The sequence below is a fragment of the Allohahella marinimesophila genome (assembly GCF_039538005.1).
In the GTDB taxonomy this organism is placed as follows: Bacteria; Pseudomonadota; Gammaproteobacteria; order Pseudomonadales; family Oleiphilaceae; genus Allohahella; species Allohahella marinimesophila.
In genome coordinates this window covers 42,967-55,966 of the sequence record NZ_BAABBO010000007.1, presented here as the reverse complement: position 1 = coordinate 55,966, position 13,000 = coordinate 42,967, and the positions used below count along the sequence as shown (strand labels likewise).

Annotated in this window: 13 protein-coding genes; 1 reads left to right on the top strand and 12 read right to left on the bottom strand. The window is 57.0% G+C overall.

Annotated features, from left to right (window positions below):
• Positions 1–11 precede the first annotated feature (11 nt).
• From leuD to ABD735_RS05890, 9 genes are all read right to left on the bottom strand, one after another.
• Complete coding sequence (gene leuD / locus ABD735_RS05930; RefSeq protein ID WP_344804303.1) at positions 12–683, bottom strand: 3-isopropylmalate dehydratase small subunit; 672 nt, start codon at positions 681–683, stop codon at positions 12–14.
• A complete protein-coding gene (gene leuC / locus ABD735_RS05925) occupies positions 680–2,167 on the bottom strand; it encodes a 3-isopropylmalate dehydratase large subunit (protein ID WP_344804302.1) in 1,488 nt (495 codons plus the stop codon). The genes leuD and leuC overlap by 4 nt, the downstream gene beginning before the upstream one ends.
• Positions 2,168–2,282: 115 nt before the next feature.
• Positions 2,283–3,482 carry an MFS transporter gene (locus tag ABD735_RS05920; RefSeq protein ID WP_344804301.1) on the bottom strand — a complete coding sequence of 400 codons (1,200 nt, stop codon included), beginning with the start codon at positions 3,480–3,482 and terminating at the stop codon, positions 2,283–2,285.
• 7 nt (positions 3,483–3,489) lie between these two features.
• On the bottom strand, positions 3,490–4,620 hold the full coding sequence (gene aroC, locus ABD735_RS05915; RefSeq protein WP_344804300.1) for a chorismate synthase: 1,131 nt from the start codon (positions 4,618–4,620) through the stop codon (positions 3,490–3,492).
• Positions 4,621–4,671: 51 nt separating this feature from the next.
• A complete protein-coding gene (prmB, locus tag ABD735_RS05910; RefSeq protein WP_344804299.1) occupies positions 4,672–5,613 on the bottom strand; it encodes a 50S ribosomal protein L3 N(5)-glutamine methyltransferase in 942 nt (313 codons plus the stop codon).
• Positions 5,606–6,706 (bottom strand): DUF4892 domain-containing protein, encoded by a 1,101-nt coding sequence (locus ABD735_RS05905; protein ID WP_344804297.1) that lies wholly within the window; start codon positions 6,704–6,706, stop codon positions 5,606–5,608. The genes prmB and ABD735_RS05905 overlap by 8 nt, the downstream gene beginning before the upstream one ends.
• On the bottom strand, positions 6,703–7,707 hold the full coding sequence (locus tag ABD735_RS05900) for an alpha/beta hydrolase (RefSeq protein WP_344804295.1): 1,005 nt from the start codon (positions 7,705–7,707) through the stop codon (positions 6,703–6,705). Before ABD735_RS05900 ends, ABD735_RS05905 begins: the two co-directional genes overlap by 4 nt.
• Positions 7,708–7,710: 3 nt before the next feature.
• Positions 7,711–8,526, bottom strand: coding sequence for a TatD family hydrolase (locus ABD735_RS05895; RefSeq protein WP_344804293.1), 816 nt, complete (start codon positions 8,524–8,526; stop codon positions 7,711–7,713).
• Between the two features lie 96 nt (positions 8,527–8,622).
• Positions 8,623–8,970 carry a PilZ domain-containing protein gene (locus tag ABD735_RS05890; RefSeq protein ID WP_344804291.1) on the bottom strand — a complete coding sequence of 116 codons (348 nt, stop codon included), beginning with the start codon at positions 8,968–8,970 and terminating at the stop codon, positions 8,623–8,625.
• 99 nt (positions 8,971–9,069) lie between these two features.
• On the opposite strand from ABD735_RS05890, the gene ABD735_RS05885 reads away from it, so the two are divergent.
• Positions 9,070–10,095, top strand: a complete 1,026-nt coding sequence (locus ABD735_RS05885; protein ID WP_344804289.1) for a metal ABC transporter solute-binding protein, Zn/Mn family — start codon at positions 9,070–9,072, stop codon at positions 10,093–10,095.
• On the opposite strand, the gene ABD735_RS05880 is transcribed toward ABD735_RS05885, so the two are convergent.
• From ABD735_RS05880 to ABD735_RS05870, 3 genes are read right to left on the bottom strand one after another with little or no spacing between them, the layout of a single operon-like run.
• Entirely contained in the window at positions 10,092–10,991 is a 900-nt protein-coding gene (locus tag ABD735_RS05880) for a glycosyltransferase (protein WP_344804287.1), read from the bottom strand. The genes ABD735_RS05885 and ABD735_RS05880 overlap by 4 nt on opposite strands.
• On the bottom strand, positions 10,981–11,919 hold the full coding sequence (locus ABD735_RS05875) for an NAD-dependent epimerase/dehydratase family protein (protein WP_344804285.1): 939 nt from the start codon (positions 11,917–11,919) through the stop codon (positions 10,981–10,983). The genes ABD735_RS05880 and ABD735_RS05875 overlap by 11 nt, the downstream gene beginning before the upstream one ends.
• Positions 11,916–12,974 carry an MraY family glycosyltransferase gene (locus ABD735_RS05870; RefSeq protein WP_344804283.1) on the bottom strand — a complete coding sequence of 353 codons (1,059 nt, stop codon included), beginning with the start codon at positions 12,972–12,974 and terminating at the stop codon, positions 11,916–11,918. Before ABD735_RS05870 ends, ABD735_RS05875 begins: the two co-directional genes overlap by 4 nt.
• Positions 12,975–13,000 lie beyond the last annotated feature (26 nt).

The following is a 13,000-nucleotide window of genomic DNA, read 5'->3' as shown; positions in this document are numbered from 1 at the left end:
GCGAAACCCGCTCAGGCGCCAGCATTTTCGATATCAGTAAACATCCACGGTGTAGCCTGCTTGCGGCGCAGCTCATAGGCGCGAATGGCATCGCCCTCCTTCAGCGTCAGGCCAATTTCATCAAGGCCCTCGAGCAGGCATTTCTTGCGGAAACCATCGACCTCAAAGGTGAATGTTGGTTGGGCAGCCTCACCGTTGAGTACGGTAACCGTCTGGGCCTGCAAGTCGATTTTCACCTCGCAACCAGGCAGCTTCGCAACCGCAGCAAAAATCTGCCGGACCTCTTCCTCTTTCAAAACAATAGGAAGCAAGCCATTCTTAAAGCAGTTATTGAAGAATATGTCAGCAAATCCTGGCGCAATGATCGACCTGAAACCGAAGTCTTCCAGTGCCCAGGGCGCATGTTCGCGCGACGAACCACAGCCAAAGTTTGGCCCGGCCAGCAACACGCTGGCCTGATCGTAGGGGCTATTATTGAGCACGAAATCCGGGTTCAGTGGCCGACTGCTGTTATCTGCATCTGGCTGTCCTTCGTCCAGGTAACGGAGTTCATCGAAGAGGTTCGGACCGAAACCGCTACGCTTGATGGACTTCAGGAACTGCTTCGGGATAATCATGTCAGTATCGATATTGGCGCGGTCGAGAGGCGCCACAATCCCGGTATGGACAGTAAACTTTCTCATGCGGCGACTCCATCAGGCGATGACCCAGAGGATAAACGTTCTGGATCAATTGGTTGCAGCGATCTTATGTCGACAAAGTGACCAAAGACTGCTGCCGCTGCAGCCATCGCCGGCGAGACCAGGTGCGTTCTGCCGCCAAAGCCCTGTCGCCCTTCGAAGTTGCGGTTGGACGTCGAGGCGCAATGCTCGCCCTGCCCCAGCTTATCCGCGTTCATCGCCAGGCACATTGAGCAACCCGGCTCACGCCAGTCCAGCCCGGCTTCACGAAAAATGACGTCCAGCCCCTCTGCTTCGGCCTGACGCTTGACCAGGCCTGAGCCGGGTACAACAAGCGCCTGCTTGATGGTGGCAGCGACCTTACGGCCCTTCACCACAGCGGCAGCCTCGCGCAGGTCTTCTATACGCGAGTTGGTGCAACTGCCAATGAATACACGATCAAGCTGGATATCGGTGATGGCCTGACCTTCGCTCAGGCCCATGTAGCTCAGCGCCCGGCTGCGTGAATCGGCATTCTGCTGCACTCGATCAGCTCGGCGCTCTGTGCCGTCAGGCACGTTCTCGTCCACCGCCACGACCATTTCTGGCGATGTACCCCAGGTCACCTGGGGCGCCAGATCGCTGATGTCGAGCTCCACTATGGTGTCGAACTGTGCGCCATCGTCACTTCTCAGCGTGCGCCAATAATTCACAGCCTGATCCCATTCTTCCGGATCGTCATGGCCGGGGCTGAAAGGACGGCCTGCGAAATAATCGATTGTGGTCTGGTCCACGGCGATCATGCCAGCGCGGGCGCCAGCTTCTATAGCCATGTTACAGACCGTCATACGGCCTTCCATGGACAAGGCCTCGATAGCCTCTCCAGCAAACTCGATCGCATGACCATTGCCGCCGGCCGTGCCGATACGGCCAATGATCGCCAGCACGATGTCCTTGGCAAAGATGCCCTTCGGCGCCTGGCCAGTCACGCGTACCAGCATGTTTTTCATCTTCTTCGCCACGAGACACTGGGTGGCGAGGACATGTTCGACTTCCGAAGTCCCGATACCGTGCGCCAGCGCTCCGAAAGCGCCATGCGTCGATGTATGCGAATCGCCGCACACCACGGTCATCCCCGGCAAGGTAGCGCCCTGCTCCGGACCAATGACATGGACGATGCCTTGGCGCATATCGTTCATTCTGAATTCGAGAATGCCGAAATCGTCACAGTTACTGTCTAGCGTCTGCACCTGTATTCGTGATACCGGATCAACAATGCCACTGACGCCTGCACTCTGGTTCTCAGTCGGCACGTTGTGGTCAGGCGTGGCGATATTGGCACTGATGCGCCAAGGCTTGCGGCCAGCAATCCGCAGTCCTTCGAAAGCCTGGGGCGACGTGACTTCGTGCAGCAACTGTCGGTCGATGTAGATCAACGCGCTACCATCGTCACGCTGGGTGACGACGTGGCTGTCCCACAGTTTGTCATACAGGGTAAGAGCGGACATATTTCCGGACATAATGGCTTGCAGACCTGATGGTCTTCCTCAAAAAACGGCTCATCATGCTACGCTTCAAGGCTTGGAAATTCAATGCCGAAGGGCCAGAACCCCCCGCCAGCACTCAGGCCGAGGCGCGTTTATCGGCCACACACCAGTGCGTTTCGGGTCCGCAGGCCCGCCATCCCAGCAACAACACGAACATGGCCGCGGCAGCCGATGCGGTGGCAAAATGGAAGGTGTGACCCGCCGAGTAATGGAATGCGATCTGACCACTCGCCCAGGCGCCAACTGCACCACCCGCTCCGAAGCTCACGGCGCTATAGAGCGCCTGCCCCTGCCCTGCAACAGAGCCGCGCCCAAAAGCCCGGTGGATGAATTCGATGGACACCGCATGAACGCAACCGAAGCTTAGAGCGTGACCAAGCTGGAACAGCAGCAGCAGCCAGACATGATCCGCCAATTCGGCTATTCCCCACCAACGAAGTGTCGTCAATGCCAGCGCCGCAAGCATGAGCAGGCGTAAGGAAAATCGCCTGAGGAAGCGATGCATAATGAGGAAGAGCCCAACTTCAGCCAGCACGCCAACCGCCCAAAGAATACCAATTATATCGAATGAATACCCTATATTCTTAAGGTGAATAGTGAAGAACGTATAGTATGGTCCAAAAGATAGCTGAACGAGAAAGGCGACTATAAAAAACAATACGATAGAGATGCTTTTGAATTGGCTCGTGAAGATCGACAGCACCTCGGCGAAGCGCATACGACCTGGTGATTCCGGCGCCCGAATCATCAGCGAAGACCACAATAGAGAAGCCATCAGGATAATCATGGCGTACGGCAGCAAGGCTAATCCGAAGTATTCGAAGACGGCACCCAGCCCAATGACCACTGCGATGAAGCCGACAGAACCCCAGAGCCGAATACGACTGTAATGATGCTGCCTGTTCTGCTCACGCAAAGCGGCCAGCGTGATGACTTCGAACTGCGGCAATACCGCGTTCCAGAAAGCGCTGAAGAACACCATGAGTAACAGCAGCGGCCAGAACGAGTCCAGCAGAGGAAAGATGAGCAGGGCGACCAGTGCGAAACTGATGCCGACATGAATCAGGCGGAGGCGCTGGCCAGTGGCATCAGCAATGATGGCCCAGATATTGGGCGCCAGGATCTTGGTTACCATGACCGACGCCACCAGGTAGCCGATCTCTGCATGATTCAGCCCGAGCAGGCGAAAATAGTCTGGCAGAAAGGGCGCTATCGTGCCGACGAGCGCGAAATACCAGAAATACGCAGCCGAAATTGGCCTGAATGAGGCGCCCACGAGCGCCTTACTTGGCCTTCTTTTCGCGTGCTACGCGTTCGATATCAGGGGTATTTACCGCTACACCCATGTTCTGCCCGCGATGTCGCAGCATGTGGTCCATCAGTGTCAAGGCCATCATGGCTTCAGCGATTGGCGTTGCTCGAATGCCGACGCATGGATCGTGACGTCCCAGGGTCCGCACCACGACAGGCTCACCAGCCACGTTAATGCTGTCGCCTGGCAAATGCAGGCTGCTGGTGGGCTTGAGGGCAATGCTGGCGACGATGGTCTGCCCGCTGCTGATACCCCCAAGAATTCCGCCTGCATTATTCGACAGGAAGCCCTCTGGCGTCAGCAGGTCGCGATGCCGGCTACCCTTCTGGCTCACTGAATCGAAACCTGAACCGAACTGCACACCCTTGACAGCATTGATACTCATGAGCCCGTGAGCCAGCTCCGCATCGAGGCGGTCGAATACCGGCTCACCCAGGCCCACCGGCACACCGGTCGCCGTGACCGTGACCTCTGCACCTACAGAGTCCCCTTCCTTGCGCAGTGCATCCATGTAGGCCTCGAGCGCTTCGACCTGAGATGCATTGCCGCAGAAAAAGGCGTTATTGTCGGTCTCGGCCCAGGTGAAGCTGTCTTCCTCGAAATGACTCAGCCGAATCGGGCCCAACTGCGAGAGGTAGCCTCTGATCTGAATGCCGTACTGTTCGAGCAGATATTTCTTGGCGATGGCACCGGCCGCCACACGCATGGCGGTTTCACGGGCAGAGCTTCGGCCCCCACCACGATAGTCACGAATGCCGTACTTGTGCCAGTAAGTGTAATCGGCATGAGCAGGCCGAAACACATCGCTGATGTTGGAATAATCCTTGGACTTCTGGTCGGTATTGCGAATCAGGAGTCCAATGGTAGTACCGGTGGTCTTGCCTTCGAAGACACCAGACAGGATCTCGACCTCATCTGGCTCCTTGCGCTGCGTAGTATGCCGGGAAGTACCGGGCTTGCGTCGATCGAGATCAATTTGAAGATCTTCTGCACTGAGCGCCATGCCTGGCGGGCAGCCATCGACAATGGCACCCAGAGCCGGGCCGTGACTTTCGCCAAAAGTGGTGACTGTAAAAAGCTTACCGAAGCTGTTACCTGACATAGACGCTGAGTGCCCTGATGCTGTTTGGAACCGATCGCGCAGTGTAGCCGCTTAGCCTTCGAAGTTCAGCAGCTGTTCTCTGGAAACGATAAATACGCCCTCGGTACCACGCTCGTCTTCCGGACTTGCCTCCAGCTCGGGTATGACGAGCGACAGCTTCGGGAAGGCCTCGAGTAACCTTGGCAGACTGTTGCCGATCTCGCAGACGAGGATCCCATCTGCGGACAGGTATTCTGGTGCTTCACGCAGCAGGCGCCGGGTAAAGTCGAGTCCGTCTTCGCCAGAGGCCAGCGCCAGCTCAGGTTCGTGCGCATATTCAGGTGGCAGGTCGGCCATATCCTCTGCGTCGACATAAGGTGGGTTGCAGAGGATGACGTCGAACTGCCCCCGGTAGTCGCCGAGATTTTCGAACAGGTCGCTATGGATCACGTGCGCGTCGGTCAGGCTGTAACGTTCCACATTGCGCTTCGCCAGCGCTAGCGCCGGCTGTGAAATATCGCTCAGCACCACAACTGCATCGGGAAAGGTCATTGCGGCGGCCACGCCGATACAGCCGGAGCCACAGCAAAGGTCGAGGATGTGACCAGGCACCTGCCCTCCCACCCAGGGCTCCAGCTCATTCGCCAGTAGTTCCCCAAGATGTGAACGCGGAATAAGTACATTGCTGTCGATATGAAAGGGCAGCCCCATGAACCAGCCTTCTCCGAGTAGATAGGGGACAGGCTCTCTTGCCTCGACCCTACGCCGAAGCAGATCAAGCAGGTGCAGGCGCTCGGAAAATAGCAGCGTCGCATCCAGCAGCCGGTCATCGCCTTCCGCTGGCAGATGCAGCGCACCAAACACCAGCCGGATGGCCTCATCCCAGACATTGTCGGTGCCATGGCCAAAGTGCACATCGTGCTGGCGAAACAGTGAGCAGCTCAGACGCACCCAGTCGCGAACCCTTGCCATAGCCTCGAGATCGGCGGCTTCCAGATGAACGATTTCAGTCATTGGCAGGGCCTCCTGCAGGCAGCCAGACCAGTTCGACGTAGCGCACCAGGCCACCTGTCGATGAGTCAACATCGTTCAGGCCCGATGAGGAAGACAGGTTCTGCAACTGATTGCGCCAGGGCCCGATGGTGAGTGTCTCCACTGCCTCCAGCTGCACGTAGCGACGACGAAGATAGGTGCGCACAAGGCTGCCAAGACTGGCGGCCTCCCGATAGTTTCGCCTTGCATCGATATTGGGCTGCTCGCTAAAGCTTCCGATCACGATCTGACCGTGTCTGCTGTCGAAGCCAAGCGAGGCGATCTCGGAAAACCATTGCTCCAGTCTCGAGTCAAAGGTCCGGCTGGAGCGCACGCCGTCAGCGGTGACCACAAGCGTTCTCACATCGCCAGCTGCCTTCAGCAGCTCATCGAAGCGTTGTATATCTGCGAGTGCCTCAGGATCGACAGCCGGCGCGGGAAATGGTACCGCTTGCCCTGCATCGCCTGCCGAAGCCTCACTCACAGGAGGTGATGGTAGCTCCCCTCGCTGGGCATTGAGCTGGGTGGAGAGTAGCTTGGCATCGCCTTCGAGCGCGAGCACGCGATCGTAGCGGATCTGTTCGACATGGGCATAGAGCCGCTGGTTTCCACGACGAATGACGTATACGGATACCAGGTAACTGTCGTCCCCTTCCCATAGTCTCGCAGCGAGATAGCGCTGGTTTCGATCACGGCCGTAGAGGATCCTGCGGTCGAACACGGTGTTTGCCCAGTCGTTGCTGCGCCCACAATTACGTGCTTCGCACTTGAACAGGAGCAGCCCCTTGAGACGACTGACTTCAGCCATGTAGTGCTCGAAGACTTCATCTTCATCGTGCCGACGGGGAATTTCATAAGTGGCGATGGACCGATTTCCAGTTACCCTGACGGCACCAACAGCCCTGAGCCCGCTGTTACTGTCGGAGACCCTGCCAGTCATGACTTCATACTCAGGCCTGTTATCCTCACTGCTGCTTTCGAGCTCGGAGAATGGAAAGGGGCTGAGCAGCAGATCCTGAGCCCAGGCAGGCTGGCAGAGAATGATCAGCACCAGTAAGCCTCTAAGGCGCGTCATGTTATGCTCCGACTATGTTTCAGGAAATCCTGAATATGGAGAGCCATGGCGGAATAATCTCCGTCCAGATGACCATGATGGTTGCCTTCGACAGTCACGACCTGCAAAAAGCCGGGCCCGGTCTCGAGCGTTTCACGCAGCACCCTAAGCCGAGCATTGCTGCTTTCATCAGCTGAGATAAATCCTTTGCTGGTAGCGATGAGTAGCGTGGGCAGCGTCTGATTCTTTAACAGATCAATCACTTGTGCCTCGGTCATACGTTGACTTGAAGGCAGGCGCAGGCGAGGATCAGAGCGCCAGGTCCAGCCTTCGTCGCAGGGCTTGAGTGCCCGTGTCACGAGCGCTTCTGCGGCAGACTCCGAAAGACCGCCAAAACCCAGCATGCGTGCCTTGCACACAGCTTCGATACTCGAATAGACCGGCCGCTCGCTGCCCGAACTCCGCCGCTTGCGTTCCTTCATGAGATACTTGCGTAGCTGTGAGCTGGTCTCTTCAGCAGGACCGCTCAGCGGACCCAGTGCTTCGATACAGATCAGGCCGCTAAGACGTTCCGCAGCGACCGCCGCGTAGGTCAGACTGATAACCCCACCGAGGGAATGGCCAAGCAGATAGAGTGGTCTCGCAGGCGCAGCATGCTCATTGTCATCTTCAGGTTGCGCGCAGCTGAAGGGGAAGCCGCTGCTGGCTGCATCCGTCAGCCAGTCCACAACCACGTCGAGCGTCTGCACGTTATCCACGACATGATAGCTGCTGCCAGGTGGACGATGATCACTCAGCCCATGTCCTGGCAGATCGATGGCGAGCACGTCAGCATCCTCGGCCAACAAGGGTGCGATGCGGTGGAACGACTCGGCATTGTCCAGCCAGCCATGCAGGGCCAGATAACACGGCCGGGTGCGTGAGGGCTGAGTGGACCTGGTCCAGTACAGTGCAGCGAGCATGCCGGCCGGCGTAGGTATACTGACCGACTGCGCAGGTATGGTCTCTGAAGACGCCTGCATCGCTCAGTTCACCGGGATGGCGCGGTCGAACAGCTCGAAGAAATTATTTCGCGTCTGCTCCGCTATGTGTGCCGGAGAGACACCCTTGACCTCAGCCATGCAATGCGCCACCTCGACGACCCACTTCGGCTGATTGCTTTTACCCCGGTATGGCATAGGCGCCAGATACGGAGAGTCGGTTTCGATCAGCAGATTCGATAACGGCAGCGCCTTGACCGTCTCGCGAAGATCGGCAGCATTCTTGAAAGTGATGATGCCTGAGAAGGACACGTAGAAGCCGAAATCTACAGCAGCCTGCGCCATTTCCAGCGTGTCTGTGAAGCAATGCAGTACACCGCGAAGTCCTTGGCCAACATAGGCCTTGAGCAGCCGGAGCGTATCTTCTCGTGCCTCGCGGCTATGAACGATAACAGGCAGCCCAAGCTCGCAGGCAGCGATCAGCTGCGTCTCGAAGCGGTTGAGCTGGTCCTGACGATTGCCCTTTCCTTTGAAGAAATCGAGGCCACATTCGCCGATAGCCACCACTTTCTCGCTGCTACCAGCGAGCTGAATCAGGGTTTCCACACTGGGGTCGATGCTGAATTCGTCTTCGCCAAGCGGATGCACGCCAACGGAGCACCACACATCATCATGAGCATCCGCAACGGTCCTGACAGCTTCGAAATTGTCCAGATCGATATCGACACAGAGGAAACCACTGACACCACGGGCTCGAGCTTCGTCAAGCGCGGCCGCCAGTCGGCTCGCATAGATGTCTGGTGAGGCAGCGTCGCCGAGATCCAGGCGATCGAGATGACAATGAGAATCTATGAACTTCAATGAGGAACCTATCGTTGGCAACACGGGCAATGGGCAGTACTGAATCTGATCGAGATTCAAAGTCTGCCCATTGACCGGGGCGAACGCAAGCGCTCTCTACATGGTATGAGTTGGTCGATCACTGCCGAGCGCGCCGGCCAGATAGGTTTCAATCTTGCCTTTGGCAATCTCGTCGTCACCTGTAAATTGTATGCCGATGCCTGCGGCCTTGTTACCCTGCGAGCCTTTGGGCGTCAGCCAGACGACTTTGCCGGGTATCGGAATCTTGTCGGGCTCGTCCATCAGCGATAGCAGAAGAAAGACCTCGTCACCGTAGAGGTAGGACTTGCTTGTCGGTATGAACAAGCCACCGCGCTTGATGAAGGGCATGTAGCTCGCATACAGTACGCCCTTATCCTTGATCGTAAGCGTCAAGATGCCGCTACGTCCGCCTGAAGGAATCATAAGATCTGTTCCGCGCCGTCAATTATTGGAAGTCTGCCTGAAAAACATCAGTCTTTCAGAAGTATAGTCAAACTTGCGCTGACAGCCACAGTTGGGCTGTTGCTTCTGACTGGATGCTCCAACGATGAGTCTTCGCCCGCCGAGTCGACTGGTTCAGCGACCGATGACAAGGTAGTCATCATCACTTCGCTCAAACCCTTTGCGCTGATGATAGATGAAGCCTATGGCGATTTTGTCGAGAGCAGCTACCTCGTTCCGCCTGAGCAGTCGCCTCACCACGTCACCCTGCGCCCTTCTGCGGTCAACCGTCTCAGGAGTGCTGACCTGCTGATCTGGGCAGGGCCGGAATTGGAAAGCTTCCTGCCTGGCCTGCTGTCACGCTTCGGTTTTGAACACGTTGACGCGGCATCGAATACCTCAAGCACTGAGCGGCGCCTGCAGCTGGCCGCGCTTGAGGTGTTGCCAGCTGCTCTTCTGGTGGAATATGGCAAGAGCGGGCTCTCTGACGATCAGCAGACAGAACTCCCGCCAGGCGCGCATGCGCACGCCCTGGGCAGCGTTGACCCTCACTTCTGGCTGAGCCTCGCCGCCGTGGAAGCTTTGCTGGTTCGGATCGAGCAGATCATTGTTCGACTCCACCTGGGGGATGTTTCGGGCCGCTCAGCACAGGGGGAAACCCTTCAAAAACAGTTATCTGGCAGCAGACAGGCGTTTATGGACAGGCTGAAGCGATCTTTTCCAGCCAGCGGATCTGCTATCGTGGACAGTTTCCCGCTCGTGTATAGCTATCATCCGGCTTTTAATTATCTTCTTCGGGAACTCGGCATCCCTGACGAGGGCTATCTCACTCGCAACCCGGAGTCCGGTGTACCGCCCTCGGCCATTGCCGCCTTTCTCGAGACCGCGGCGGAGAACGAGATCTGCATGCTGGCTGAACCTCAATACACCCTACCCGTCGAGCGCCTGATGGCGAAACTCGCTGGGGGAGCAAAGAAGGCCAGCAGGACGGTAGTAGCTGACCCGCTGGGAGTTGAAGCAGACAGTTTTTCCGATCTCTACGCGGGCGTGCGCAAGGCGCTCAGAGCCTGTCTGGGTGCACAGGCGCGGCCTGAAAGCGACAGCTAGAGTCTGGCAGGCGGTTTTTCGCTGGACGTGAGTTGCCAGCCGTAGTGATTGAAGAATTTGACGGCCGAACTGAGAAAGAGCCTGATATGGGTTAGCCCCTTGCGTCCCGCCCCACCGCCATAATGGCTGATGCGTAAAGCCGGCAAGGCAACGACCCGCCCCAGATTGCCAGCACGCAAAGACAGGTCGTAATCTTCGAAATATAAAAAGAATTGTTCGGAAAATCCACCAAGCCGCTTCCAGCAGGGTGTCGGCAACATCATGCAACAACCGCTGACCAGCAAAGGCTCATAGGCTACTCCAGCATCACGCTCAGCCCGCATTTCGTAATACTCACGATCGCGGCTGGACGCGCGCACACCAAGAAAGCGACTAGCGAAGGTAAGCGCACCGGGATAGCGTTTGTGCAGGTACTGCGCTTTGCCTGTATCTGGATCTGATGCGTCGGGGGCGAGCAGCGCAATATCAGGCTGCTCCTGAAGATACAGCACTGCCGTCAGAAGCATGTCTTCAGCCAGCAACACATCGGGGTTGAGCACCAGCACATAGTCGCTTGTCGAATCTGCCAGTGCCAGATTGTTCGCACAGCCATAGCCGAGATTGGCATTGCTATAGATGATTTCCAGATGCACACCAACGTGAGCCAGCACAGCCTTCAGTTGAATCGAGTAACGTTTGAGATGATCACCCGTGTTATCGACGATCGTGACTGCCAGGACGGTGTCTGGTAGCGAAGTCTGCAGATGACGAAATGCGTCCGCCAGGGAACTGAGCGTGCCACTCAACCGACCAATATCGGAGAAAAAACTGACGATAGAGACATCCAGCTTGAGTCCGGACACAGGGCGCAGGTCTCTACCAGGCGCACTGTCGTCGCTGAACGCTCTACTGGCCATTGGTCAGGATTTCAAGCACGCCCTTGCCTGGGCGCCAATGCGCTGGATACTCTACCCCGGTAATATCCACTTCAAGATCTCCGAATAGTTTATCCTCAAACCCAAACCTGTCGGCAATTTTGCGAGCCAGCTTGCCGGCTAGCGCATCCTGCGAAAAAGTTCTGCACTCCACCCCCAGTTGTGAACAGATATAGCGGTATAGCGCTTCGGTTGAATAGGGTTGAGGATCCGCGACCAGAAGAATCTCTTCCTTGGTATGCGATTCAAGACAGGCCTCGATCAAGGATACTAGCGTTGGCAGGTGAATCAAGCTTTTACGATTGCTCACGCCGCCCAGCGGCAAAGGGAGACCCATGCGGGCTGCAATTTTCAACAAACCCAGATTGCCCTTGAAATCGGCGCCGTAGACCAGCGGAAAACGTAGAATCGAGCAGGCCATCTCTGACTGACTACAGTGGCGGAGCAGCGCCACCTCACCTGCTCGCTTGGAGCGGCCGTATTCAGTATCCGGTCCTGTGAGCGTATAGCGATCGATCGCTAAGCAGTCAGAGGGGAATACCTTGATGGTGCTGAGCAGAATAAAGCGCTGTACACCATGTGCGGCACATAGTGCAGCAAAGGCATCGACCCCTTCGGCGTTCACCTGATAGAAAGCCGGATCGGACTTCGTAGCATGAGCCGCACCCGCGCAGTGAATCACCACCCAAATGCCCGCCAGAGCCCCCTCTGCAAACTGCTCGGCGATGCCAGCCAGGTCCGGCAACACGAGGACGGTCAGCAGATCCGGGTATTCAGCAGACTCATCCGAGAAGGAATGCCTTGCTGAGGTGGTTCTTACCGTAGCGACAACCTCATGACCAGCCTCCAGACAGGCATTGACGACTGAGCGGCCAATGAAGCCATTCGCGCCGGTGATCAGAACCCTCATTTCCGCGCCAGCATTCGCGCTCGCTGCGCACGATAGCCGAGGGCCTTGAGCCGATACCTGACAAGAACTGCTAGCAGGAAAACCGAACCAAGACCAGCCAAAGCGAGTTCGAGCTCGAGATCCGGGCGCTGGGTCGCCAGGAGGCTGAGCGGCAGCAGTCCGATCAGTGTGACGAGGACATATAACACACTGACGCCGGCATGCGAGCCGAGACGGTCCACCATATGCTGGTAGATATGCTGACGATGGGCTGTAGTGACATTTTCTCCGCGCACCAGGCGAAGCACCACCGTGTGTCCGGCGTCGACCAGGAAGAGCATGAGTAATAGCGGCAGGGACGCCCAACTGATCTCCGTGATCACCGGCAGAACGATAGACAGGGCCGCGAAAAGCCAGCCAAGAAATGTACTACCAACATCACCCATGAATACCGATGCCCTTGCCCAGTTGAACACCAGAAAACCAAGCACACTGACTGCAATCCACGCGCCTGCCAATATCCAGCTGGACTCGTCGGTCAGATGTGCGAGTGCGGCAATGCCCACCCCCATGATGACCGCCTGGCTAGCTGCGAGGCCATCAATGCCATCCATGAAGTTATAAGCGCTGGTGACGCCGGTCAGCCAGATGACGCCCAGCGGGAAGACGAGCAGACAGAACAGGATATCGATGCGATGCAGCGGTTCAAGTGCAAGCAACAGCCAGACAATAAAAGCGAGCGCGATGATGACCTGACCAAGGAAGCGCACACGTGCTGACAGACCGCGGATATCATCAGCCAAGCCCAGCAGTGCCACTAGACCACCGCTGATGGCAAGCACGGCGGCAAATGGAAGTTCAAGCAACAGAAGACCGAGCATGATGAGCAGCACGAAGACGATACCGCCTCCTCGGGGCGTAGGAACGGCGTGCGAAGAGCGCTTGCCCGGCACATCGACCACAGCGAGGCGGCGCAAAAACGAGCGAACCGCCCAGACCCCGAGAAGGGATATCACCAGTAAAGACGAAATAACAATAGCGGCGTGATCATGGATCACTGCTTTCAATTCAATCATGGGACCAATAGCACGAGGTGAGCGAA